The 25,635-nt window shown below is 38.1% G+C and carries 25 protein-coding genes; 13 read left to right on the top strand and 12 right to left on the bottom strand.

Annotation, left to right across the window (positions count from 1 at the left end):
- Entirely contained in the window at positions 1-1,344 is a 1,344-nt protein-coding gene (rimO, locus tag AC1M9F_RS02995; RefSeq protein ID WP_179998097.1) for a 30S ribosomal protein S12 methylthiotransferase RimO, read from the bottom strand.
- 361 nt (positions 1,345-1,705) lie between these two features.
- On the opposite strand from rimO, the gene glnL reads away from it, so the two are divergent.
- The 3 genes from glnL to AC1M9F_RS02980 all read left to right on the top strand — a co-directional run bounded on the left by glnL (position 1,706) and on the right by AC1M9F_RS02980 (position 5,050).
- Positions 1,706-2,815, top strand: coding sequence for a nitrogen regulation protein NR(II) (gene glnL / locus AC1M9F_RS02990; RefSeq protein WP_180027802.1), 1,110 nt, complete (start codon positions 1,706-1,708; stop codon positions 2,813-2,815).
- Positions 2,802-4,292, top strand: coding sequence for a nitrogen regulation protein NR(I) (glnG, locus tag AC1M9F_RS02985; protein WP_481597021.1), 1,491 nt, complete (start codon positions 2,802-2,804; stop codon positions 4,290-4,292). Before glnL ends, glnG begins: the two co-directional genes overlap by 14 nt.
- A gap of 104 nt (positions 4,293-4,396) precedes the next feature.
- On the top strand, positions 4,397-5,050 hold the full coding sequence (locus AC1M9F_RS02980) for a hypothetical protein (RefSeq protein WP_481597020.1): 654 nt from the start codon (positions 4,397-4,399) through the stop codon (positions 5,048-5,050).
- Between the two features lie 32 nt (positions 5,051-5,082).
- On the opposite strand, the gene prpC is transcribed toward AC1M9F_RS02980, so the two are convergent.
- Both prpC and prpB read right to left on the bottom strand, forming a co-directional pair.
- A complete protein-coding gene (gene prpC / locus AC1M9F_RS02975; protein WP_481597019.1) occupies positions 5,083-6,213 on the bottom strand; it encodes a bifunctional 2-methylcitrate synthase/citrate synthase in 1,131 nt (376 codons plus the stop codon).
- A 4-nt stretch (positions 6,214-6,217) separates the two neighbouring features.
- Positions 6,218-7,102: a methylisocitrate lyase gene (gene prpB, locus AC1M9F_RS02970; protein WP_481597018.1), complete on the bottom strand. Its 885-nt coding sequence runs from the start codon at positions 7,100-7,102 to the stop codon at positions 6,218-6,220.
- 218 nt (positions 7,103-7,320) lie between these two features.
- Between prpB and AC1M9F_RS02965 the strand changes: the two genes are divergently transcribed.
- Together AC1M9F_RS02965 and argF are read left to right on the top strand one after the other, a co-directional pair.
- Positions 7,321-7,974 (top strand): TetR/AcrR family transcriptional regulator, encoded by a 654-nt coding sequence (locus AC1M9F_RS02965; RefSeq protein WP_092766355.1) that lies wholly within the window; start codon positions 7,321-7,323, stop codon positions 7,972-7,974.
- A 118-nt stretch (positions 7,975-8,092) separates the two neighbouring features.
- A complete protein-coding gene (gene argF / locus AC1M9F_RS02960) occupies positions 8,093-9,013 on the top strand; it encodes an ornithine carbamoyltransferase (RefSeq protein WP_481597017.1) in 921 nt (306 codons plus the stop codon).
- Between the two features lie 49 nt (positions 9,014-9,062).
- Here argF and AC1M9F_RS02955 read toward each other — a convergent pair whose 3' ends face one another.
- From AC1M9F_RS02955 to rpiA, 8 genes are all read right to left on the bottom strand, one after another.
- Positions 9,063-10,355, bottom strand: coding sequence for an MFS transporter (locus AC1M9F_RS02955; protein ID WP_481597016.1), 1,293 nt, complete (start codon positions 10,353-10,355; stop codon positions 9,063-9,065).
- Positions 10,356-10,570: 215 nt separating this feature from the next.
- Positions 10,571-10,924, bottom strand: a complete 354-nt coding sequence (locus tag AC1M9F_RS02950) for a YnfA family protein (RefSeq protein WP_092766358.1) — start codon at positions 10,922-10,924, stop codon at positions 10,571-10,573.
- A gap of 61 nt (positions 10,925-10,985) precedes the next feature.
- Positions 10,986-13,262, bottom strand: coding sequence for an ATP-dependent Clp protease ATP-binding subunit ClpA (gene clpA, locus AC1M9F_RS02945; protein ID WP_035263687.1), 2,277 nt, complete (start codon positions 13,260-13,262; stop codon positions 10,986-10,988).
- Between the two features lie 9 nt (positions 13,263-13,271).
- Complete coding sequence (gene clpS / locus AC1M9F_RS02940) at positions 13,272-13,685, bottom strand: ATP-dependent Clp protease adapter ClpS (RefSeq protein ID WP_035263688.1); 414 nt, start codon at positions 13,683-13,685, stop codon at positions 13,272-13,274.
- Positions 13,686-13,701: 16 nt separating this feature from the next.
- Entirely contained in the window at positions 13,702-14,451 is a 750-nt protein-coding gene (locus AC1M9F_RS02935) for a DUF6776 family protein (protein ID WP_481597015.1), read from the bottom strand.
- Positions 14,452-14,527: 76 nt separating this feature from the next.
- Positions 14,528-15,577: an N-acetyl-gamma-glutamyl-phosphate reductase gene (gene argC / locus AC1M9F_RS02930; RefSeq protein ID WP_481597014.1), complete on the bottom strand. Its 1,050-nt coding sequence runs from the start codon at positions 15,575-15,577 to the stop codon at positions 14,528-14,530.
- Between the two features lie 648 nt (positions 15,578-16,225).
- Positions 16,226-16,909, bottom strand: coding sequence for a M48 family metallopeptidase (locus tag AC1M9F_RS02925; protein ID WP_481597013.1), 684 nt, complete (start codon positions 16,907-16,909; stop codon positions 16,226-16,228).
- 111 nt (positions 16,910-17,020) lie between these two features.
- On the bottom strand, positions 17,021-17,692 hold the full coding sequence (gene rpiA / locus AC1M9F_RS02920; protein ID WP_035263693.1) for a ribose-5-phosphate isomerase RpiA: 672 nt from the start codon (positions 17,690-17,692) through the stop codon (positions 17,021-17,023).
- A gap of 104 nt (positions 17,693-17,796) precedes the next feature.
- On the opposite strand from rpiA, the gene ilvA reads away from it, so the two are divergent.
- From ilvA to AC1M9F_RS02900, 4 genes are all read left to right on the top strand, one after another.
- Positions 17,797-19,335, top strand: coding sequence for a threonine ammonia-lyase, biosynthetic (gene ilvA / locus AC1M9F_RS02915; protein ID WP_481588202.1), 1,539 nt, complete (start codon positions 17,797-17,799; stop codon positions 19,333-19,335).
- 114 nt (positions 19,336-19,449) lie between these two features.
- Positions 19,450-19,797 (top strand): hypothetical protein, encoded by a 348-nt coding sequence (locus AC1M9F_RS02910; RefSeq protein WP_481591053.1) that lies wholly within the window; start codon positions 19,450-19,452, stop codon positions 19,795-19,797.
- A gap of 107 nt (positions 19,798-19,904) precedes the next feature.
- Positions 19,905-20,561, top strand: coding sequence for a potassium channel family protein (locus AC1M9F_RS02905; RefSeq protein WP_035263698.1), 657 nt, complete (start codon positions 19,905-19,907; stop codon positions 20,559-20,561).
- Positions 20,561-21,910: a TrkH family potassium uptake protein gene (locus AC1M9F_RS02900; protein WP_481588561.1), complete on the top strand. Its 1,350-nt coding sequence runs from the start codon at positions 20,561-20,563 to the stop codon at positions 21,908-21,910. Before AC1M9F_RS02905 ends, AC1M9F_RS02900 begins: the two co-directional genes overlap by 1 nt.
- A 241-nt stretch (positions 21,911-22,151) precedes the next feature.
- Here the strand turns inward: AC1M9F_RS02900 and AC1M9F_RS02895 are convergent, their stop codons facing one another.
- A complete protein-coding gene (locus tag AC1M9F_RS02895) occupies positions 22,152-22,475 on the bottom strand; it encodes a hypothetical protein (protein WP_481592687.1) in 324 nt (107 codons plus the stop codon).
- Positions 22,476-22,661: 186 nt separating this feature from the next.
- Between AC1M9F_RS02895 and AC1M9F_RS02890 the strand changes: the two genes are divergently transcribed.
- The 4 genes from AC1M9F_RS02890 to AC1M9F_RS02875 all read left to right on the top strand — a co-directional run bounded on the left by AC1M9F_RS02890 (position 22,662) and on the right by AC1M9F_RS02875 (position 25,559).
- A complete protein-coding gene (locus tag AC1M9F_RS02890; RefSeq protein WP_035263702.1) occupies positions 22,662-23,561 on the top strand; it encodes a LysR substrate-binding domain-containing protein in 900 nt (299 codons plus the stop codon).
- Positions 23,562-23,646: 85 nt separating this feature from the next.
- Entirely contained in the window at positions 23,647-24,732 is a 1,086-nt protein-coding gene (gene trmA / locus AC1M9F_RS02885; protein ID WP_481597012.1) for a tRNA (uridine(54)-C5)-methyltransferase TrmA, read from the top strand.
- A 242-nt stretch (positions 24,733-24,974) separates the two neighbouring features.
- Complete coding sequence (locus AC1M9F_RS02880) at positions 24,975-25,208, top strand: hypothetical protein (RefSeq protein WP_035263705.1); 234 nt, start codon at positions 24,975-24,977, stop codon at positions 25,206-25,208.
- Between the two features lie 114 nt (positions 25,209-25,322).
- The gene (locus AC1M9F_RS02875) at positions 25,323-25,559 is read left to right on the top strand and encodes a hypothetical protein (RefSeq protein WP_092766368.1); all 237 of its coding nucleotides are present in this window, start codon (positions 25,323-25,325) and stop codon (positions 25,557-25,559) included.
- The last annotated feature ends 76 nt before the right edge of the window (positions 25,560-25,635 follow it).

The following is a 25,635-nucleotide window of genomic DNA, read 5'->3' as shown; positions in this document are numbered from 1 at the left end:
TTATGCGGTTTTAATTTCAATCAATTCTGCATAAAGGTCGTATTCATCCGCATCAGTGATTTTAACAACCAGTAAATCACCTGCTTTAATCATGCTCTTATCAATATCTTCCACAAAGACATTTCCATCAATTTCAGGGGCATCTGCATAAGAACGCGCCACTGCAACTGGAAACTCTTCTTCTAGATCATCAACCAGCACAGTCATGGTTTGACCAATACGCTTTTGTAGTTTTGCAGCAGAAATTTCTTGCTGAACCTGCATAAAGCGTTCGTAGCGTTCCTGTTTAATTTCTTCAGGCACATGATCTGGCAGATCATTTGCAGTTGCACCTTCAACTGGAGAGTATGTAAAACAACCAACGCGATCGAGCTGAGCTTCTTTCAACCAATCTAGAAGTTGCACGAAATCTTCTTCAGTTTCACCCGGGAAGCCAACAACAAATGTTGAACGAATGACTAAATCAGGACACTTTTCACGCCAAACTTTTAAACGCTCTAGCGTGTTTTCACTATGCGCTGGACGCTTCATTAGTTTTAAAATTTTAGGGCTAGCGTGTTGGAATGGAATATCTAAGTAAGGCAAGATCTTACCCTGTGCCATCAAATCGATAACCGCATCAACATGTGGATATGGGTAGACATAATGCAGACGCACCCAAATACCCAATTGACCTAATGCTTCACACATATCATAGAACTTAGTTTTTACAGGCTGACCATTCCAAAAATCAAGCTTGTATTTTGTATCTACACCATATGCCGAAGTATCTTGAGAAATAACCAAGACTTCCTTTACACCAGATCGTTTTAAAGCCGCCGCTTCTTCTAATACAGAACCAACTGGGCGAGATACGAGATCGCCACGCATACTTGGAATAATACAGAAGGTACAACGGTGGTTACAGCCTTCAGATATCTTTAAATATGCATAATGTTTTGGTGTTAATCGAATACCTTGTTCTGGCACAAGATCAATAAACGGATTATGTTTAGGAGGTTCAGGAACATATTGATGCACAGCTTCCATTACTTCTTGATAAGCTGCTGCACCAGTAACTTTAAGTACGTTTGGATGCATTTGACGAATTTTTTCTTCATCTTTACCCAAACAACCTGTTACGATGACGCGACCGTTCGCACTCATCGCCTCACCAATCGCGTCTAATGACTCTTGTACTGCAGATTCAATAAAACCACAGGTATTAACAACAACTAAATCAGCACCGTCATAATCCGACGCTACATCATAACCTTCAGTTTTTAACTGAGTAAGAATTCGCTCGGAATCTACCAATGCCTTAGGACAACCTAAAGAAACAAAACCGACTTTGGGGGATTTCATGAATCTGCGCTCCACTAGAATCCGCGTATTGTATGTCTTTTCAATTCATAAAAACAGTTGAAAACCCCACTCTTTGCATAACGCACCAAAATATTCCCATAAATTTTAAAAAATATTGCAATCGCACCAATATGATGCATTATTAAATAAACCCAACTTTGCATGAATATTTTGCAATCGCTTCGCGCTTTTTTTCTTAATAAATGAGTTCATTTTAGTTGTTTTTAACGATTTCAAACAAAGTTGGCTCATATTTTGCTTTATTTGAGGACGTTAAAATTAAATAACTCCCTCTTTGTGAGCAGTGATGGAAAAATACATAGATGCAATTGCTCTATTTTAAGACAGGATTTTAAGGTTAATGAATCAACAACCAACGATTGATTACCGTTTACTCGTAGACAACTTGAGCACTGCGATACTTTTAGTCGATAGTGAATTAAATATTTTTTATTTAAATTCCTCATGTGAAGCACTCTTTGATATCAGCTTATTAAGAGCATCAGGTCAATCTGTGCTCAGTATTTTACAATCTCCAGGTGATTCATTTAACACAGAAGAAGCACTCACGAATACATTACTCACGGGGCAAGCTTATACCCGCCGCGAAGCGACTATTATTGTGAACTTTAAAGATGTACATGTTGACTATTCTGTTGCCCAACTTAACACTGGCAAAAGTTATCACCCCCTCCTTCTGATTGAACTCAATCCAATTGATCGAATGTTGAAAATTTCTAAAGAAGAAAATTTTATTCAACAACATCAGGTCGCACGCCAATTAATCAGAGGTGTCGCGCATGAGATTAAGAATCCATTAGGGGGCATACGTGGCGCAACTCAATTATTGGCACGTAGTTTAAATGATCCTGAATATAAAGAATTTACGGACATTATTATTAGTGAAGTAGATCGCCTGAGAAATCTTGCTGACACAATGCTCGGTTCTCGGCAGTTACCAAGCTATGAACCTGTAAATATTCACGAGCCTTTGGAACGCGTTCGTTCTCTGATTGTGAACCAAACAAAAAAGAAAATTAAAATTACTCGTGATTATGATCTTTCTTTACCTGATGTTGAAGCAGATCGGGATCAACTTATTCAAGTGATGTTGAACATCAGTGTAAATGCTATTCAGGCCATGACTGAAAATAAAGAGTTTTTTCAAGACACTCAACCTGAATTAACCCTGCGTACACGTATTCATCGCCTTGTCACGATTAACGGAACTTTACATCGCTCAACTGTTCGAATTGATATCGAAGATAACGGCCCTGGCGTTCCAGAGGAAATTTTAGAGTCCGTATTTTATCCATTAGTCACAGGACGCGCTAAAGGAACAGGCTTAGGTCTGAGCATCGCACAAAATATTATGCATCAACACAATGGAATGATTGAATGCCAATCCGTTCCGGGCAAAACCGTATTTAGTCTTTATATACCTTGGGAGTTAAACCATGTCGCGAAATAAAATTTGGGTAATAGATGACGATCGCGCCATGCGTTGGGTTCTAGAAAAAACATTTAAAGAAGAAGGTTTAGATGTTACCAGTTTCGAAGAAGCTCAATCTGCACTGGATCAGTTACTTGATGATACACCTGATGTAATTTTGACAGATATACGGATGCCAGGAATTGATGGTCTTAGCTTTCTCGCTAAAGTCAAAGGTCATTATCCTGATCTACCTGTGATCATCATGACGGCACATTCGGATCTAGAGTCAGCAGTATCAAGCTATCAAACGGGTGCTTTTGAATATTTACCAAAACCATTTGATATTGATGAGGCTTTAGCACTTGTCAATCGTGCCATCATGCACATTAATAAGCTCCAACAACAAGAATCTGCGAAATCAACCGTACAGCCAATTCAATCAACTGAGATCATTGGAGAATCTCCTGCAATGCAGGAAGTCTTCCGAGCAATTGGACGTTTGTCGCAATCACACATTACGGTATTAATTAATGGTGAGTCAGGTACAGGTAAAGAGTTAGTCGCTCATGCATTGCATCGTCATTCACCTCGTAGCAGTAAGCCATTTATTGCGCTTAATATGGCTGCCATTCCGAAAGATTTGATTGAAACTGAATTATTTGGTCATGAAAAAGGTGCATTCACTGGCGCTAATACTCAGCGACAAGGTCGTTTTGAGCAAGCCAATGGCGGTACATTATTCCTTGATGAAATTGGGGACATGCCATTCGAAACCCAAACGCGTTTATTGCGTGTTTTAGCTGATGGCGAGTTTTATCGCGTCGGTGGACACATTCCAGTGCGTGTTGATGTCCGCATTGTCGCTGCGACTCACCAAGATCTAGAAAAATTAGTACATGATGGACGCTTCCGTGAGGATCTTTATCATCGTCTGAATGTAATTCGTATTCATATTCCTAAACTTGCTCACCGCTCGGAAGACATTCCGATGCTCGCACAACACTTTCTCGCACGAGCAGGTAAAGAACTTGGTGTAAGTCCAAAGATTTTACGTACAGAAACTATTGAATACATGAAACAGTTGCCTTGGCAAGGTAATGTACGTCAACTTGAAAACACATGTCGCTGGCTGACAGTGATGATTACTGGAAGAGAGGTTTACCCAGAAGATCTTCCTTCTGAGTTAAAACAACTACCAATCCAAAAATCTGATGATCCAAATCATCCACACAATCAAGCAGATCGTATCGCTATTCAGCATTGGGATGAGTTGCTTAGTCAGTGGGCTGTACAAAAACTCAAAAATGGCGAAATGAAATTATTGGATATCGCCACGCCTATGTTTGAACGCACCTTAATTAATGCTGCACTACAACAAACTCGAGGAAGAAAACGCCATGCTGCTGAGCTTTTAGGTTGGGGTCGCAATACCTTGACTCGTAAGCTAAAAGAATTAGGAATGGATACTGCTGAAGATGATGAAGATGAAGCTGTAAGCACTACTGCCGAGTAAACTTCTAGATTTAGGTTAATCAACACATTTGATTAACCTATTCTTCATCATAATTCTAAAATTTTAAATCATGCTCAATATAAAATACAAAAAGATGAGTCCAAATGAACAATAATCACTTAAAGCATAAAACTTATCTAGGTATCATCTTCTGCCTTATTTCTTCACCCTCCTTTGCCACAGTCGGCGGTCCGGAGACAATAGAAGTACTAGGTTCAGATATTAAAGATCAGAAAATATATTATTTACGCCATTACCATGATGAATCTGGTCGACCACCAACACTTTATTATTATTTGCTCAACAGCAGAAACCCACATAAAGCGATTGAGGTTCAATCCATTTATACCCCATTAAATAGCCGAAATCACATTACTGAAACTCAGCATACGCTTCGCAAAATTCAAAGTATTCAAGCTCGCCTTGTCAAACCAGCGCCATTAAGCCCTAAGACTGCTAACCTAAAATTAAATAAACAAAGAGAACAGACTGGAAATTTTTGGTTAAACGTGCCTGAAATTAAAGTAAGTAAATTCCAATCTCAGGTACAACTCAGCCAAAGTTCTAAACCTTCAATGTATGAAAGCCAACAATTCGATAATATTCGATATCATCGTAATTTACCTCAGATCAAAAAACTTTACGCATTTCCTCACACTTTCCCCAATTATCGCGTTGCAGTTATTAGTTATATGGGTATTCCTACTGAAACAGGCTACGAAAAACAAGATGCCATTTTACTCTGCTCAACAAAATAAAAAGCTCCCGAAAGAGCTTTTTATTATGCTTTTCAAACACGCTGTTCAATTGGTACAACTTTGCGTAATTCAGGTCCTGTGTAATCTGCACTTGGTCGAATAATACGGTTGTCCGCACGCTGCTCCATCACATGTGCCGCCCATCCTGTTACACGAGACATCACAAAAATTGGCGTGAATAGCTTCGTTGGTATACCCATAAAGTGATAAGCAGAAGCATGGAAGAAATCAGCATTACAGAATAATTTTTTCTCTCGCCACATGACTTCTTCACAACGTACTGATACTGGATATAAAACAGTATCTCCTACGTCCTTAGCCAAGCGCTCAGACCATACCTTAATAATCCCATTACGTGGATCATTGTCTTTGTAAATTGCATGACCAAAGCCCATGATTTTTTCTTTGCGTTCAAGCATACCCAGCATTTCGCGCTCAGCTTCTTCAGGAGATTTCCATTGCTCAATCATATCCATTGCCGCTTCATTTGCACCGCCATGCAGTGGACCACGCAAAGAACCAATCGCACCTGTAATACACGAATGTAAATCTGATAACGTCGAAGCACACACACGTGCCGTAAATGTTGAAGCATTAAATTCATGTTCTGCATAGAGAATTAAAGAAACATTCATGACTTGTTCATGCAATTCATTAGGTTTTTCGCCACGCAATAAATGCAAGAATTGAGCACCAATTGAGTCGTCATCAGTATTTTCTTCGATACGAACACCATCATGGCTATATCGATACCAATAACAAATAATGGCTGGCAATGTTGCCAAAATACGATCAGCTATATCTTGCTGTTCACCAAAGGACTGTTCTGTTTCTAAGTTACCCAACATAGAAACACCTGTACGCATAACATCCATAGGATGTGAATCTGCTGGAATACGCTCAAGCACTTCTTTTAGTGCTTGTGGTAATGCTCTCAGTGATTTTAGTTTTGCTTTATAGTCCGCAAGTTGTTGCGCCGTAGGTAGTTCACCAAAGAAAATTAAATATGCAACTTCTTCAAATTGGCAATTTTCCGCCAAATCCTGAACATCATAACCACGATATGTTAAGCCTGCACCACTTTTCCCAACGGTTGAAAGTGCTGTTTTACCTGCGACTTGTCCACGCAATCCTGCGCCAGTCAATACTTTTCCTTCAGCCATTTTTTTATTTCTCCTGAGTGAATAGCTTATCTAGTGTGTTTTCGAAAGTATGATAATCAAGGAACTCGTATAATTCTTTTCGTTGTTGCATTTTATCAATAACATTCACTTGCGTGCCGTCTTTACGAATTGAATGCATCACTTCTAATGCTGCTTTCTGCATCGCACGTGTCGCAGACAATGGGTATAACACCATTGAAATCCCCTGTTCTGCTAGCTCTTCGGTTGTATAATAAGGGGTATCACCAAATTCAGTGATATTCGCTAGCACAGGCACACCTACAGCATCACAGACTGTTTTATACATCGTTATATTAGTCATCGCTTCCGCAAAAATAGCATCAGCTCCAGCTTCAACACATGCACATGCACGATCAATGACGGCTTGAAGCCCTTCTTTTTGCAGCGCATCCGTACGTGCCATGACCACAAAATTAGAATCAGTTTTTGCATCAACAGCAGCCTTAATACGGTCTACCATTTCTTGTTGTGACACAATTTCTTTATTCGGACGATGTCCGCAGCGTTTTTGCGCAACTTGGTCTTCAATATGAACAGCAGCAGCTCCAGCAGCGATCATTTGCTTGATACTTCGTGCAATATTAAATGCACCGCCCCAACCTGTATCAATATCCACAAGCAAAGGCGTATCTACACGTTCAGTGATACGACGAACATCTTCAAGCACATTATCTAAACTCGTCATTCCCAAATCAGGAAGACCATAGGAATAGTTTGCAACACCTGCGCCTGATAGATAAATTGCTTTATAGCCAACTTGTTTTGCCATCATTGCTGCATATGCATTTACAGTTCCGATGATTTGTAATGGCTTTTCCACTTCTAATGCTTGTCTAAATCTTAAGCCTGCAGACGATTGTTCTGTCATATTCCTTTCCACAGTGTTTACTATAATTATCGAGTTTTTAGTATATCTATAAATTTAGTTTGATATATGACCGTTTAGTATTTTTGCTCTAAAACTTTAGTCATATAAAAATGAATTATCATTCATTTTTTGATTTTGTTATTATTTTGAGTGTCAGGCGTTAAGTGCTTTAATTTGTTATACTCCATCTCCAATTTCATTTTCGCTATTGATACTGCATGCAACATCCATTTCCGCATATTGAAACTTCTGGTTGTGATATGCCCCATACTCGCCGTGGTCAAGAACGACGTTTAGCATTATTGCTAAGCGCTAATACGCTATTCTTGGAACGTGGCTACGATGCTGTGTCTTTGGATGATATTGTTCAACATGCTGGAGGCTCCAAAGCATCTATTTATAAATATTTTGGCGGCAAAGAAGGCCTTTTTACTGCTATATGTGATTATCGACGTGAACTCTTTTTTAAAGATATCTGTGTTGCATATGATCCAGATCATGGCGATTTTAGATCTTATCTGATACATACACTACTTAACTTTCATCGCCACATTAAAAAAGAAGATCACACTGCCTTTATGCGCCTCGTGATTGAGCAATCCCAAAAAAATCCAGAACTTGCTCTTTATTTGCACGAAAAAGGCCCTAAACATATCCAGTTAGCGATCGCAAATGCATTAGAAAATGCGCATAAACTTGGTGTGTTAAAATGTGAAAATCCTTTATTTTCTGCTCAATTATATTTTGGAATCTTAAGAAATTTAGAATGGAAAATTTTAATGGGGATACCAGTACTTGAAACCGATCAAGAAACCATCGAATACATCAGCTATTCTGTCGATCGCTTCCTAGATGGGCACCAAAAAGTCTAGTTTTTTTGCAATTCTCTTTACATATAGTATATTAGTCGATTCTCGTTTTTTTTCATCAACCAACAATTATTGGTCGTCTCATTCACTATTTTGACGAAACAATGATTGTGGAGTAACCATGGCTCTACGACATTTTCTTACTTTACGTGACCTTTCAACTGCAGAATTAAATCGCATTATTGATCGTGCTATAGAATTAAAACGCATGCAGCATAATCATGAAGTCTACCAACCCTTTGTTGGTAAAGTAATGGGAATGATTTTTGAAAAATCGAGCACACGTACCCGTGTTTCTTTTGAAGCTGGTATGACCCAATTTGGTGGTAGCGCAATTTTCCTCTCGTCCCGGGATACGCAATTAGGTCGCGGCGAACCGATTGAAGATTCAGCTCGCGTTATTTCAAGCATGCTTGATATTGTGATGATTCGTACTTTTGGCCACGATATTGTCACACGTTTTGCAGAATATTCTAAAGTCCCAGTTATTAATGCACTGACCGATGATCACCACCCTTGCCAATTGCTTGCTGATGTTCAAACATTCGTAGAACACCGTGGCTCTATCCAAGGCAAAGCCGTTGCGTGGATTGGTGATGGTAATAATATGTGTAACTCATATATCGAAGCTGCACATATGTGGGGCTTTAAACTTAAGATTGCATCACCAAAAGGTTATGAACCAAAACCTGAATTTCTCTCTGAATTCGCGCACTGCGCCGAAGTTGTAGACTCTGCTGAAGATGCTGCAGTGAATGCCGACCTTATCGTTACTGATGTTTGGGCCAGCATGGGACAAGAAGAAGAGCAAAAAATTCGTGAAAAAGCTTTTGCTGATTTTCAAGTCAATGAACGTCTAATGGATCTTGCTCATCCAGACTGTTTATTTATGCACTGTTTACCTGCCCATCGCGGTGAAGAAATTTCAGAAAATATGCTCGATCACAAAAATGCTGTGGTATGGGATGAAGCTGAAAACCGCCTTCACGCTCAAAAAGCACTTGTTGAGTTCCTCATCAATGAAAGCTTAAAAAAAGATTAATTTCATCCACTAAAAAAGCACCCTCGGGTGCTTTTTTATTTTCTAAATCTTAATGATCATCTTTTAAATATTTAGGTTCTTTGGGAAGTTGCCAACTACAAAAGAAACATACGATTAAAATAATGATCACGTAAATAAAAAATGAATTTTCAATTCCTGCGGCCTTAAACTGCAAGGCAACAGAAGGTGCAGAACCACCAAATACGGCATTACCTATCGCATAAGAGAAACCTACACCCAATGCACGTACATGCGGAGGAAACATTTCAGCTTTTACAATACCGCCAATAGAGGTATACAAACTAAGCAATAGCATCAGGAAAATCAGTAGCATCGCGACAATGAATGGAGTTTCGCTGAAATATCTCATCCCGATTGCCATGACTGGATAGATAAATATAGCCATCAGACCACTAAATAACAGCATAGAATTTCTGCGACCAATACGATCTGACAATGCACCAAAGAATGGTTGCGCCACCATGAGTACAAAAATGCAGGCTGTCATCATCAACCCTACCGTTTTAGGATCTATTCCAATATTGGTAAGGTAAGTTTTTGAGTAAACTGTAATCACATAGAAACTAAGAGAGCCTGCTGAAGTATAACCAACTACCAAAAGGAAAGTTTTCCAGTGATTTTTAAAAAGCTCACGAAGTGTACCAGAATCTTCTTTATCACTTTCATCACCGGATAAAGTCTCTTCTAATCTACTTCTCGCTAATAAAGATAAAATTGCTGCAACACCACCAATAATAAATGGAATTCGCCATCCCCCATCATAAAGCTGCTGTTCAGACATAAAAGCTAAGAATATTACACCCAATAAACTTGCAAGGAGTTGACCACCCGTGAGCGTTACGTATTGAAATGATGAAAAAAAGCCACGTTGACCTTTTAAACCCAATTCACTCATATAAGTCGCCACAGCACCATATTCACCACCAACGGATAAGCCTTGAAGCAATCGAACCATTAATAATAAAAACGGTGCAGCCATACCCACTTGCTCATACGTTGGTAACGCTGCAAACATGAAAGAACTTATAGCCATCAATATAATTGAGATGACCATTGATTTTTTTCGACCGTGTTTATCTGCAATTCGACCAAAAAGCCAACTACCGATAGGTCGCATAAAAAAGCTTGCTGCAAATACACCCCACACATAGATGGCTTGGGTAGAACTATCCATATCTGGCGCAGTTAAAGCTTGGGTAAAATATACAGCAAATACTGCATATATATAAAAATCAAACCATTCAACTAAATTACCAGAAGCTGCACCAATAATTCCTTTGATACGGCTGGTTTTTTCTTGCTTGGAATATGTTGTAGACAAATGAAAAATCCTTATTCTAATTACATTGTTTATTGTCGAATAATGATGAAACTCTGAAGTATTTCAAAATTATAGGCGGAAAATATATGCCTATTTCATGCCAATTTAAAAAGCCTTTATGTAAATTTTATTAAATAGGCTTCTAAATTTTTCTCAAAAATATTCAAGGTCGATTTATTATTAATTTAATTAAACAGACTTTCTCCTATAACAACTCACCGAATTAAGCCTTGTGGCTGTAAAATGATAATCAGCGCCCCGAAAATAACCACTCCGCCACCAATGATATCCCATTTAGTAAGATCCATTTGATCCACAAACTTTAACCACAACAATGCCGAACAAATATAAATACCCCCATATGCAGCATATATTCGACCTGATGCTGCTGGATGCAAAGTCAATAACCACACAAAAGCAGCGAGTGCGACAAAAGTGGGTAGCCACAACCAATGCGAACGCCCTTGATTTAGGATCAAATATGGAAAGTAACACCCTAATATTTCCATCAGTGCTGTCAGAAAAAATAAAGCTGTCGTAGATATTACTTTTGTAACTTGTATGTCCATACTTTCACCCAAAAATTAAAGCCCGTTTAAATAAACGGGCTTTAATACAATTAATAACACACTATGCTGGTTCAGCTGCAGAATCTTCAAATACTTCCAACTTTAATCCAACGGCTTTGCCATCTTCTTTTTTAACTGTTACTGCTACATTACCGCCGTTTTCAGCCAGCTCACCAAATAAAATCATTTCAGCAAGCGGCTTTTTCAAATGCTCTTGAATCAAACGCTGCATTGGACGAGCACCCATCAGACGATCATAACCGTTTTCACTTAACCAATCTCGTGCAGACTGATCTACTTCTAAAACAACTTTTTTGTCATCAAGTTGAGCTTGAAGTTCTGTAAGGAATTTATCTACTACAGAATCGATTACTGTCGTAGGTAGAGCTTTAAATTGAATAACCCCATCTAAGCGGTTTCTAAACTCTGGTGTAAATGCCTTCTTCATTGCTTCCTGATTATCACGACTATTATCTTGCTCTGTAAAACCAATACTTGTACGGGAAATACTTTCAGCGCCAATATTCGTTGTTAACACTATAATGACATTTCTGAAGTCTGACTTACGACCATTATTATCAGTTAATGAACCATGATCCATGACTTGCAGCAATAAATTAAACACATCAGGATGTGCCTTTTCAATCTCATCCAATAACAATACACAATGTGGATTTTTATGTATTGCGTCAGTCAGTAAGCCACCTTGATCAAAACCAACATAACCTGGAGGTGCACCAATTAAACGTGAAACCGCATGGCGTTCCATATATTCAGACATATCAAATCTGACTAGTTCAACACCGAGTAGTTTTGCAAGTTGTTTTGTTACCTCAGTTTTACCTACACCAGTAGGTCCTGCAAATACAAAACTACCAACTGGCTTATCTGGTGCTTTAAGCCCAGCTCGTGACAATTTAATTGCAGAGGATAATGCGGTAATTGCCTCATCTTGACCAAATACAACTCGTTTAAGATCACGCTCTAAGTGCTCAAGTACAGATTTATCATCTTTAGACACAGTTTTAGGTGGAATTCGTGCAATTTTCGAAACAATATCTTCAATATTTTCAACTGTAATCAAAGTGTTATCTTGATCAGCTCTCAAACGTCGTTGTGCCCCTGCTTCATCTATTACGTCAATCGCTTTATCTGGGAGGAAGCGATCATTGATAAATTTAGCCGATAACTCAACTGCAGAAACAAGAGCTGCATCATCATATTGAACTTTATGAAATTCTTCAAATTTAGACTTGAGTCCACGAAGAATATCAATTGTTTCATTAATTGATGGCTCATTAACATCAATTTTTTGGAAACGGCGTGATAATGCATGATCTTTTTCAAAAACTTGACGATATTCTTGAAACGTTGTTGAGCCAATGCAACGTAAAGTACCATTTGCCAATGCAGGTTTGATTAAATTCGATGCATCCATAGTGCTACCCATACTTGAGCCTGCACCAATGATCATATGAATTTCATCTATAAACAAAATTGCTTCGGGCTTCTTCTTTAGGGCATTTAACAATTGCTTTAATCGTTTCTCAAAGTCACCACGGTATTTTGTACCTGCAACAAGTGCACCGATATCCAAACTATAGACTTCCGCATTCAGCAGTGGCTTTGGTGCTTTATTGTTAACAATCAGCCAAGCCAAACCTTCTGCTATGGATGTTTTACCCACACCTGGATCACCCACCAAAAGCGGATTGTTTTTACGACGTCGACATAGAATTTGAGCTGCACGCTCAATTTCTTTTTCACGACCAATCAAAGGATCGGTTTTACCCTTTAAAGCTTCTGCATTGAGATTTAGGGTATAAAGTTCTAATGGACCTGCATTTGCTGAGGCTGAGTTTTCACCATCTAAGTCATCCGTTTCTTCTTCAGCTGGAACATCTTCCTTACGCGCACCGTGTGAAAGATATTGAGTTAAAGTAAGACGATTGATTTGGTGGCGTTTTAGCAAATAAACCGCAAATGAATCTCTTTCTGAGTACATTGCAACCAGTACATCTGCACCTTCAACTGTCCGATCTCCACCACTAGACTGAACATGGAAAATTGCACGTTGCAATATACGATCAAAGCTTTCTGTAGGATGAGGCGCTTGCTCAGCATTATCGCCTAATTTAGGCGTATGTTGCTCTACATACTCTTCAAGTTCTTTACGCAAACTGACAATTTCTGCACCGCAGGCTTTTAGTGCATTCACGGCAGAATCATTATCTAAAAGTGCGAGTAACAAATGTTCAACTGTAAGAAACTCATGTCTCTTTTGACGAGCCATGCTAACAGCCAAACGCAGTGATACTTCTAATTGACGACTGAGCATGTGATCCCCTTATTCTTGTGGCTCGATCTGGCAAAGCAATGGATGACTTTGAGAGCGCGCATAATTGTTGACTTGATTCGCCTTGGTTTCAGCAATGTCTCTAGGATAGACACCTGCGATACCTTTCCCTTGATAATGTACTGTTAGCATTACTTCGGTAGCTTGGTCAAGATTCAATGCAAAGTATTGTTGTAAAATTTCAATTACAAAATCCATTGGCGTGTAATCATCATTCAACAATACCACATTGTATAAGGGAGGTCGCTTAAATTGCGGTGGTGCTGTTGCTACAGCTAAATCGCCATCGGCTTCATCATTTTGTGCATCACTCAATCGTGGATTGAAGTGCCAATCCACCAATCCAGATTGTTGAAATGATAATTTAATGTCATTGAGACATTTATGACGTTTATTACTTCGCATAGCACTCTATAATCTATTATTGAGAATTTGCCGCAGCTTGCGGTACTTCAGCTGCAAATGCAGCAGTTGATTCGATTGCTTCACCACGTTGCCAACTAAAGCGCTTGGTTTGAGCACTTGAGCCTTTTACACGGATTTCAATAAATTGGGGCGTAAAGCCTTTTGGCATCGTCCAACGACCAGTTAATCGCTGATAATGGTCGAAATCGAATGATTTTTCTGAAATTGGAACAACCAAGACTTCCGTACCTTGAATTAATCTGATTTCAATTTCACCAGATGCTTTACGTTTATTCGGACTGACTTGAACTAAATCAACCTGATATTCATATACATTTTCTGGAAGCGACTTAACAGCTAAATTTTGCACTGTTAAACTTAATCCACCACGTTGTCTCAGCACTTCTCGGAAAATCGCACTCTGACCTTCAATTTGAAGTTTTTCAGCGTTGGCTTGATTTAATGCAGCATACATATCATTTGAGTTAGTTACAGCAACATCACGTTCTTGAACTGAGGTATTTAATTTCTTATTCAGCTCAGATAATTCTTTTTTTTGTTTTTCGACAACTTCAACCAATTGTTCCGCGTCAGCATCATAACCAACTACAGTTAGACCTTGACGATGACCAACCGTATAGCCCAGAAGTAAACTGCCTGCACATAAGATGATTCCACCCGCCATAAGGGGTTTATTCGATTGAAAAAAACCGATATTTTTTTCATCTTTATGCTGTGACGTATTATTTGATTCTGAGTTTTGCATCGTCATCTCTAATTTATAAAATCAAAACACACATTTAACTGCAAAGTTAAATGTGTGTGAAGTCAAAAAAGGTTTTTTATGGTAATAAACCAATCACGTTAAGGCCTGCATTTTCCGCAAATCCAAACATTAAATTCATGTTTTGAACAGCTTGTCCTGCTGCACCTTTCACCAAGTTATCTTGGGCAACTAAAATGACTAACTTTGTTGGTTGTGGTTTATACAACGCAATACGTAAATCATTTGATCCACGAACAGAACGAGTTTCTGGTGAACTTCCTACCGGCATAACATCAACAAACTGCTCGTTTTGGTAGAACTGTTCGTAAATTACTTGCAAATCGGCTTGCTGACCTGCTTCTGTTAAGTCGATATATATTGTAGATAACATGCCACGAATCATCGGCACCAAATGCGGAACAAAAAGGATATTGTCAAATACACCTTTCTGTCCCGATATATTTTCAAGCGCTTCAACAATTTCAGGATGATGGCGATGCCCTGCAACACCGTAGGCTTTGAAGTTATCAGCATTTTCAGTATAGATCATGCCTAAACTTGCTTTGCGTCCAGCTCCAGATACACCAGATTTTGCATCAATAATAATACTTTCAGGTTTTACCAATACTTCTGAAGATCTCAGTACAGGCGCCAAACCAATTTGAACTGTCGTTGGATAACAACCAGGATTACCAATCACTTGAGCTTGTTTAATTTTTTCACGATTGAGCTCAGAAAGCCCATACACTGAATTTTTAAGTAGATCTGGACAAGCATGCTCCATACCGTACCATTTTTCAAATTGCGCTAAATCCTGCAAACGAAAGTCAGCGGCTAAATCGATTACTTTTGTATTCGCTGCTACTAATTCTTCAGCGTGTTTCATCGCTACACCATGTGGTGTCGCAAAAAACACAACATCGCAAGACTTTAATAAATCTAAGCTTAAATCTGAAAACTCTAGATCGGTATGACCACGTAAACTTGGAAACATATCATCGACACGACGACCAGCCTCAGTACGAGAAGTCAGTGCTTTCACTTGAACATTTGGGTGTCGCAGCAAAAGACGCAAAAGTTCAACGCCTGTATATCCTGTACCACCAACAATACCAACTGAAATCACGATATCTACCTCTAAATGACTGTATTCGTTACAGGCAGTAGTATGACAGGAACTTGTGACTTTCTGAACCCTTTCATATGGGAATGCTGTTATTTTATAAGTTTAATAATTTAGATGGCTCTGTTAAGCATCTAATAAAGTCTATCATGTGACTTCATTGATTTACCTGCCAACTCAAATAGCATAAATACAGTGCAAATATAAACCCTGGGAGAGCAAGAAATACGATCGGATCCTGTTTCACAACAAAAGGAGTTACTCCCCATACCGAACATAACCCTCCACTCACGGAAAGCAATTTAGAAATCTTTTTTTTGATTTATCTATAAAATTGCCATGATCAATAATATCAACCACGCTATAGCCCCGCCAAAAAGCGATAAATAGTTCGTCCAATGAAAGTGAATAGGATTACTCGGGTTCAGTAGAATATACATGAGGATGCTATAAAGCATTAAAGCAGGTATTGACAAAATTAGAATCAAAAAAACACACACCAATTCGTCTTATGAGCATATTAGAGACAAACTAACCAAACAGAGCAATCATGATAGCCAAAATTTAGAATACCAGTCGCCAGATCAGACTAATTGACTAGCGCTAAACAATTGATTTTTTAATATCGACAAAGCAATCCCAGCATAATAATTAATTATGCATCCACCAATATGGCAACGGCGTTATTTTTAATTTTTTTCGGTTAAGTTTAAAATCTGGATCATACTTCGCCACTTCCGCCCAAAACTGAGCACTATGATCAAAATGCTTTGTATGTGCTAATTCATGCACACAAACATAGCGTGTTATTTCCTGAGGAAAAAGCACCAAAGCACTATTCAACATAATGTCATGACGTGCTGTACAACTTCCCCACCGCGTTTTTGGCTGACGAATCTTACAGCCACGATAAGCTAAACCACACTGATCAGATACTTGAGCCAGATATACAGGCAGATGCTGTTTAGCATAATCAATAACAAAGGCTTTTAAATATTGTTGAGGCTGACGATCACTCACACTCAGCTCATTCATCACTGAATCAAACTTATAGTTTAATTTCTGCTGAATATATTGAATTTGAATAGGATTTTCTAAATTAAATAACTGTAAAGATAAAGGTAAAACGTGATCAATCTGTTGAATTTTACTTTGTTGTGCCTGCCAAGTTTGAACAATCCAAGCTTCTGAATCTTGAACAAACTGTTGTATTTGTTTATGGGTACAAAACCATGGCGCAGTCACACGAATTGACGTTCCATCTATACGTAGACGTAGTCTTTTCGATCGAATACTTTTGGTGATTTCAATATCAGGAAGGTCGGATAAAGTCATTGTTATTCTTTAATTATTAAATCCCCATCTCCCCCTTTAAGAAAGGGGGAAGAAAAGCCCTTCTATTTAAAAGAGGGAGTTTGGGGAGAACAGCTCGTCAAGGAGTTAAAATTAAACTGCTGTACGCTCTTCAATACCATTGTTGGTCGCAACAATCGCAATGTCTGCTTTATTCAAAGCAAAGATACCGTTGCATACCACACCAGGAATATCATTCAATGTTTTTTCAAGCTCAAGTGCATTTAAGATATTTAAGTTATGCACGTCTAAAATCACGTTACCATTGTCGGTCACTACACCTTCACGATACGCTGGGTCGCCACCTAAAGAGACAATTTTACGAGCAACAGCAGAACGTGCCATTGGAATCACTTCAACAGGAAGTGGAAAATCACGCCCCAACTGATCTACCCATTTCGAATCATCTACGATACAGACGAATTTTTTTGCAATCGATGCCACGATTTTTTCACGTGTCAATGCCGCACCACCACCTTTGATCATGTGCATATGACGATCAATCTCATCTGCACCATCTACATATGCATCAAGACCACCCACTGAGTTCATATCTACCACTTCAATACCCAGCTTCTTCAAACGCTGTGCAGTCGCTTCCGAACTTGCAACTGCAGCTTCTAATTGAAGTTCAGGAAGTAAATCAATCAAAAAGTTAACAGTACTGCCTGTGCCTACGCCTAAAATGCCCCCTTTCGGTAAGTGTTTTAAAGCTGCTTGTGCTGCTGCTTGTTTTTTCTCATCTTGGGTTGCATATAGACTCATGACTTCACTCAACTAATTTGGACTTTTGCAGTTATTTTAAACCGCTAAGCCTTATGGTTTGTTACAATAAGCGCCTATTTTAAACTGTTAGATGGAAAATTAACATGCTGTCTCGTTTGGTTCGACAAATTTTACAAGCAACGGTATACGACGTTGCTATCGAAACCCCACTCGAAGCGGCACCACGAATTAGTGAACGTCTTAACAATAATATTCGTTTTAAACGTGAAGACCTACAACCCGTATTCTCCTTCAAACTCCGCGGTGCCTATAACAGAATCAGCCAACTTCCTAAAGCTCACCTAGAACGAGGTGTCATTACCGCTTCTGCTGGTAACCATGCTCAAGGCGTAGCACTCTCAGGAAAAAAATTAGGAATTCGCGCGATTATTGTGATGCCCAAGACAACACCAGACATTAAAGTCCAAGCTGTAAAGCGTTTAGGTGGTGAAGTCGTACTTCATGGTGATTCTTTTGATATCGCAAATAAATACGCAATTCAACGTGCGCAAGAAGAAGGAATGACTTTTATTCCGCCTTATGACGATGAACTCGTTATGGCTGGTCAAGGTACAATTGCCAATGAAATTTTACGTCAATGGCGAGATGTGGATTATGTATTTGTTGCCGTTGGTGGTGGCGGTTTGATTGCAGGCGTTGCTGCTTACCTTGGTGATGTAGCACCGCATGTCAAAGTTATTCCTGTGGAATATGACGAGTCAGCTTGTTTAAAAGCTGCTTTAGAAGTAAATGAACGTGTAATTCTGCCTTCAGTTGGTTTATTCGCCGATGGTACAGCTGTGGCGCAAATCGGTGAAAAACCTTTCGAAGTGATTCGTCTGCAAAAATCTGACAATTCAGGTCCAATCGTAGAACCAGAAGTTGTTCTTGTGAATACTGATGAAATATGCGCAGCAATTAAAGACACCTATGATGAATGCCGTAGTATTGTTGAGCCGTCAGGTGCGATGGCACTTGCTGGTATTAAAAAATATGTGGCTGAGCACGGCTTAGAAGGTAAAAACATCGTTTCAATTGTATGCGGTGCAAATATGAACTTTGACCGTTTACGATATATTGCAGAACGAACTGAATTAGGTGAACGTAAAGAAGCTATTTTTGCTGTCACGATTCCTGAACAAAAAGGTGCATTCCTCAATTTCTGTCGTGCCCTTCAAGGTCGAAATATTACTGAATTCAACTACCGTGCAAGTAGTGCGACTGCAGCGCAAGTATTTGTTGGAATTAGTTTAAAAAGCGGCGAAAAAGAACGTCAAGAAATATTCGAGACATTAAAGTTTCAGTACGATGTGGATGACTTATCTGATGATGAAGTTGCCAAATTACATATTCGCTACCTGATCGGTGGTCATGCTGATATTGAAAATGAACGTTTATTCCGCGTTGAATTTCCTGAACGTCCAGGTGCATTATTAACATTCTTGGAACGTCTTGGTCCAACGCATAACATTACCCTGTTCCATTATCGTAATCATGGTGCGGCTGAAGGTCGTGTATTGGTTGGACTCGAAGCTGAAGATGCACAACAAAACCCTGATGGTTTAGTTGAAACATTAGAAAGTATCAATTATCCATACGAAGAAATTACCAATAATCTTGGTTATCAACGTTTCCTCAAATAAAATCAATACAGCCTGTCATTTTGACAGGCTTTTTTAATTCAATAATTGATATACAATTAAAATCGAAAGATAGAAAAAACGATCACTTTAAAATTTTAGATATTAAGATAAATCATGCAAATATGGTTCAGTTTTGTAGTAATTCCTTTTCTCATGTGGATCATCTTTTCCGCAATTCTGTTTATTTCGAAATATCTATATCCTGAAGTTACCACCGTAAGCAAATTCCTCGAAGTTTTTATTTTTTTAGGTTATGCAGCACTACCCTATATCATGTTGGGATTAGCACCTATTTATCGTTATCGTATGACGTTGATATATATGATGGCAATTGTGCTCATGACAAGTTTCGTTCATGCTAACTTTATGATCGATCATATTCATTTAACTTATATTTACTTAGCACTTTCATGGACATTGATTTCAATTACGATTTACTATTTTTATAGTGATCACAAATAATCCTCAATAAATGAATTGAATCAACTCAGATCAACAAGATAAACTCACTCGAAGCGAAATTAAAATCAAATCATTACTTTCTGATCTTTAAAATTTTAGGATATTCAATGGCGCTATTTGCAGTAATTGGCTTAGGCAGCTTTGGTGGTACAGTTGCATTAGAACTCACTCAATTAAAACATGATGTGATTGGAATCGATACTGAAAAAAAATACGTTGAAAATATCTCTGATAACATCAGTCATGCTGTCATCGCCGATGCCACAGATGAACATGTACTTCGAGAACTGAATGTACAGAATTGCGATGCCGTCGTTGTCGCAATTGGAGAAGATATTGAGGCCAGTATTCTATGTGTCCTCAACCTTAAAAATTTAGGCGTAGAAAAAATCCTAGTAAAAGCAAAATCGAAAGCCCATCATATGATTTTGACGCATCTCGGTATTGGTCAAATTATTCATCCAGAAGAAGACATGGGTATTCGCGTTGCACAATCATTAAGCTACCCAATGGTTAGACGCTATATGGCGTTGAATGATGACCGTTATATTGTCAAAGTGGAAGTGGGTGAAAAACTACAAGGTGTAGAATTTAAAGATATCATGGAGCACAGCGACGGCGTACAAACATTATTATTACAACGTGGCACACATGTAATTTATGACATCGCACCTGGTACATTGCTGCAAAAAAATGACATTTTAATTGTTGAAGGTCCTGTCAATCTTTTACGTAAACTCTCATCGAGATTTATTTCGAAATGATGAAATTTTATGATCAATTGATCAATAAAAAAACGCAAAGTATTAATTTGAGTCCACCAAGTTTGCTTGCTTTGGGCTTTCTCAGTTTTATTATCATTGGAACATTACTGCTAAAACTTCCCTTTGCACACGAAGGAAATGTCTCTTGGCTAGAAGCCTTATTTACCGCCACGTCTGCTGTGACAATTACGGGACTTTCTGTGGTCAATATTGGCGAGGCATATACGACTTTTGGTCAGTTCATCATTATGCTACTCATCCAATGTGGTGGCTTAGGATTCATGACCTTCGCAATTTTGGCTGCTTTGAGCCTTTCCACTAAACTTGGTTTAAAGCAACAAGTGATGGCTCAAGAAACAATTGGTCAAACCAGTTTAGCAAGGGCCTCGTTCACTGTTAAAGCCGTCTTATTGTATTCTCTATTTTTCGAAGGGATTGGAACATTCATCCTGACATTTACATGGCTTCAATACTACGATTTTAGTGATGCTCTGTTTTATGCAGCCTTTTACAGTATCTCAGCATTTAATAATGGTGGTTTCTCTCTTTTTCCAAACAGCTTAATGAGCTTTTCAGGTCAATATGCTGTAACACTGACCATAAGTATGTTGTATATCATTGGTGGAATAGGTTTTGTGGTACTTATGGATATCAAACGCGCTCATAAGTGGAAAAAACTCTCAACAAACAGCAAACTCATTCTTTCTACTATCGCAGGACTCAATCTATTTGCCTTTATTATGATTTGGTGTTTAGAAGCAAATAATCCATTGACCCTCGCCCCAATGTCAATTGGAGACCAAGCATTAAATGCTTGGTTTCATGCCACAGTACCACGATCCTCTGGATTTAATAGTATTGATATGGCCAGTATGAGTGATCCAGCAACCTTGGTGACTATGCTATTAATGTTTATTGGAGGCGGATCTTTAAGTACTGCTGGTGGTATTAAAGTAGGTACATTTATTATTGTTGTATTGAGTGTGATCACGTTTTTGAGACGAGCTGACGAAGTCACTGTTTTTAAACACTCGATTCCCGCAACGGTCACCTATAAAGCTCTTGCGGTCATTAGCATAACTGCTATGCTCATTTTCATTGGTTTCTTTACGCTGTTAATTTTAGAGCCTAATAAACGTTTTCTAGATTTACTATTTGAAGCTGTTTCCGCGGCTTGTACAGTCGGATTATCTAGAGGTATTACTTCAGAATTACAACCTGCAAGTTTATATATGCTCATGATACTGATGTTTGCGGGTCGTCTCGGTCCTTTGACATTGGCTTATTTAATTGCAACCCCTAAAAAAAGCAGGTTGAGTCATCCTAATGCTGAAATCCAAGTGGGTTAGATAGAATTCACTTGGATCTAAGGTGAAGTTGATCGATAAAACACGAACCAATCCAAAAATAGATCAGATGTTTATAGCCATAAGTGCGTTTTATGATAGCCATGATTTCTTTATGCAAAGCATTGAACTTATCATGAATTAACACAAACTTAGAACTTTGCAATCAATAACCCAATATAAAGAAATTAAAAGACTCAAGGTAACTCCAAGTCTTTTCACCATATGCGTGTGATTAAAAAAATTATGATTGGAAACCAATATAACGATTGAGGTTTTCGACACCCAATGCAACTTTATAAATTTTAAACTGAGCTAAATCAGAACGTGTAATCTCAGTAAACACATCCGAGTTTTCATCATCTGCATGAATTTCATCTACTGTGCGAGGCATAGTTGCTTCAAATTCATCTGAAATAAATTCAAATCCCAAGTCCATAGCAATAAACAATGTATGATCACAAGGTTGAATATATTGCTCTTCATTCCAGTCGATAACAGCGTGTTGACAATGCGGGCACTGTACATTTTCTTGAGGATCTTGAAGTTCAATTGTTGTATAAGCCATGTCAACCTTAAGTATTACGTGCTATAAAACATAAGTTTAACCATTGCTTTTAGATTTTTAAATAGCCCTCTTTATTCATTACTACATATAACAACCTTAGATTTTAGAGAAAACACAGCAACTCAATTGACTATTCAGAACAATAATGTATTTTTTAACAAAACGTCGCATATATGGAATGAATCCATGCTTTCAGATTTAGATGATTTTTATTGCTTTGCCCTTGTTGTCGAACATGGTGGTTTTAGCGCTGCCGAGCGAGCAACTGACATTCCCAAATCAAAATTGAGTCGACGTGTTTATAATTTAGAAGAAAATCTCGGTGTAAGGCTTATTCAACGTAGTTCACGTCATTTTGCTGTCACTGATATTGGGATGAACATTTATCGCCATGCGCAAGTAATGATGAATGCTGCCCAATCTGCTCATGATTTGGTAGATCATTTAAGTGAACAACCAAGAGGCTTAATTCGTGTCAGTTTACCCGTATCAATTGCCCAGCATGAAATGACCAAAATACTGCCAAATTTCCTTAAGCAGTATCCTGAAATCAAAGTTCAATTGATGGTTACTAATCGACGTGTCGATATCATCAATGAAGGAATTGATTTAGCGCTTCGTGTTCGCTCAAGTTTAGATGATGACCCAAGTTTGGTCATTCGAAAATTTGAAAATATTGAACAACATCTTTTCGCCAGCCAGGCTTATCTCAATGAATTTGGATCTATCAAAAAACCTGAAGAACTCTCAAATCATCGAATATTAAGTATGGTTGATGAACATACTGATCAACAACTCGTACTACATGATTCAAACAACAAATCGATTAAAGTCAAAGTGAGTCCAGTCGTGATGGGCTCTGACTTACTTATGCTTGCACAACTTGCAAGTGACAATTGTGGGGTAGCATTACTCCCAGACAGTATTGTTGAAGATTATATTAAAGATGGGCGTCTTGTTAAGGTTCTGCCTAACTGGAATGCACCACACGGTATTTTTCATGTGGTTTACCCTTCTCGCCGTGGTTTATTACCAGCTGTACGAGTGTTCATCGACTACTTAGTTGAGCACCTCACCAAAAGATAGTCACAACAGCATAAAGATTTAGAAGAATGTTGGCTTATTATTTGCTACCATTCACTCTGCTTTGTGCTAGTTTTTTTAGATTTTTATGACTTCTATTTATCAACAACAACTTGATGCAAAAATTGAACGTATCCGCAATCAATTTGCTGAATATCAACCACCTGAACTAGAAGTTTTTTCATCTCCTGAAAAACATTTCCGTATGCGAGCTGAGTTCCGTATTTGGCATACAGAAGATGATATGTTTTATGCCATGTTTGAACGCACGGAAGATGGTATTCAAAAGAAAGTTGTACGTGTTGATGAGTTTCCAATCGCGGATAAATCTATTAATGATTTAATGCCAGTTCTCCTGTCTGAACTAAAATCAAATGCAGTGCTCTCTAAGCGTCTGTTTGAAGTACATTTTCTTTCAACGTTGAACGGTGAAATGCTGGTTTCATTGATTTATCGTTGTCCGCTTGATCAAGACTGGGAACAACTAGCAAAAAATTTATCTTCAAAACTCAATATTAAGATTATTGGTCGCAGCCGTGGTCAAAAAATTGTATTGACGGATGAATATGTAGTTGAAGAATTACAAGTATTTGACCGTAAATTCAAATATAAGCAAATTGAAAGTAGCTTCACGCAACCTAATGCGCAAGTTTGTCAAAAAATGCTGGAGTGGGCATGTAATGCAGCTCAAACCAGTGATAAAGATCTTTTAGAGCTTTATTGCGGTAATGGTAATTTTACCCTTCCATTATCGCTAAAGTTTAATCGCGTTCTAGCAACGGAACTGGCTAAATCATCAGTTTATGCAGCGCAATGGAATATTGAGCAAAATCAAATTAATAATATTCAAGTTGCTCGCCTTTCAGCTGAAGATTTTACCTTAGCATTCAATGCAGAACGTGAGTTTAGACGTTTACAAGAAGCCAATATTGATATTCAAAGTTATGACTTCGATACTGTATTTGTTGATCCACCTCGTGCAGGCATTGATGATGATACCTTGAAGCTGCTTCAACGCTTTAACCGTATTATTTATATTTCATGCAATCCAGATACTTTGCACGACAATTTAAAGATGTTATCGGAAACTCATAAAATCACTAAATTTGCGCTGTTCGATCAATTTCCTTATACCCACCATGTCGAGTCAGGCGTTCTTTTAGAGAAAATTTAAACAATTTATTTCTTACTAAATGGACAGTTCTTACACTGTCCATTTTTTATGCTTTTTGAATTTCACTTAAAAATCATATGAATAAAGAAAAATTTAATTTTTCAATGTCATAATTTCGTTAAACTTTAAGTTTATCATCGAAATATTTATTTTAAAATGTGCCTTAAATCACGATTACAAACTTGCATTAAATTTTAAATCGACTATATTTCGACCTATCTTTGGTTGCAAATGAAGGCTCTATGAGTTTTTGGCAAAAGCTGTTTTCATCAGATTCGCAGCAGAACGAGCATAAAAATCAAATTGCTTGTGTTGAAAATGATTGTTCATGTAAGACTAACGATCAGTTGATCGAGGCTTTACAAAAGGCATCAGATGAAGATGTAATCCGCGGAATCAAAAAAGTTCTTATTTCGCGTGGCTATTCAAAAAAAGATCTTACTGATTTATTGAGTAACAAAATCACCCTTCAGTAAAGAAAAAAAGCACTGCATAGACAGTGCTTTTTTTATGATAAATTTTCTGTTCAATTTAAAAATGTTCAATTAAGATAAGCTCATAGGATAATTAAAAATACATTTGGGGATTCAATGAAAAATATTCTATTCATTATTTTAGGGGCGACTTTCATATCGCTTAGTGGTTGTAATAAGCTACCTTCAGCATGTGAGGAAGTTTGGGGCAACATTGAAAAATTAGCGAAAGAGAGCGGTATTCCTCAAACTGCCATAGATCGTCAAAAAATCGAGTTTGAAGAGCAAATTAAACAGCTTCCTAAAGAAGATGCAATTAAAAATTGTGAAGCACAAAATGCTTTCTTCTCATAACTTCATTTGAGTTGAATAAAAAATTTAGGCACCTTTTTTAGGGTGCTTATATTGTATTTATACCTCATTATTTATT

The organism is Acinetobacter sp. ANC_7504, from assembly GCF_056779995.1.
The sequence above is the reverse complement of the archived record's forward strand: the minus strand, read 5'-3'. Positions and strand labels throughout refer to the sequence as shown.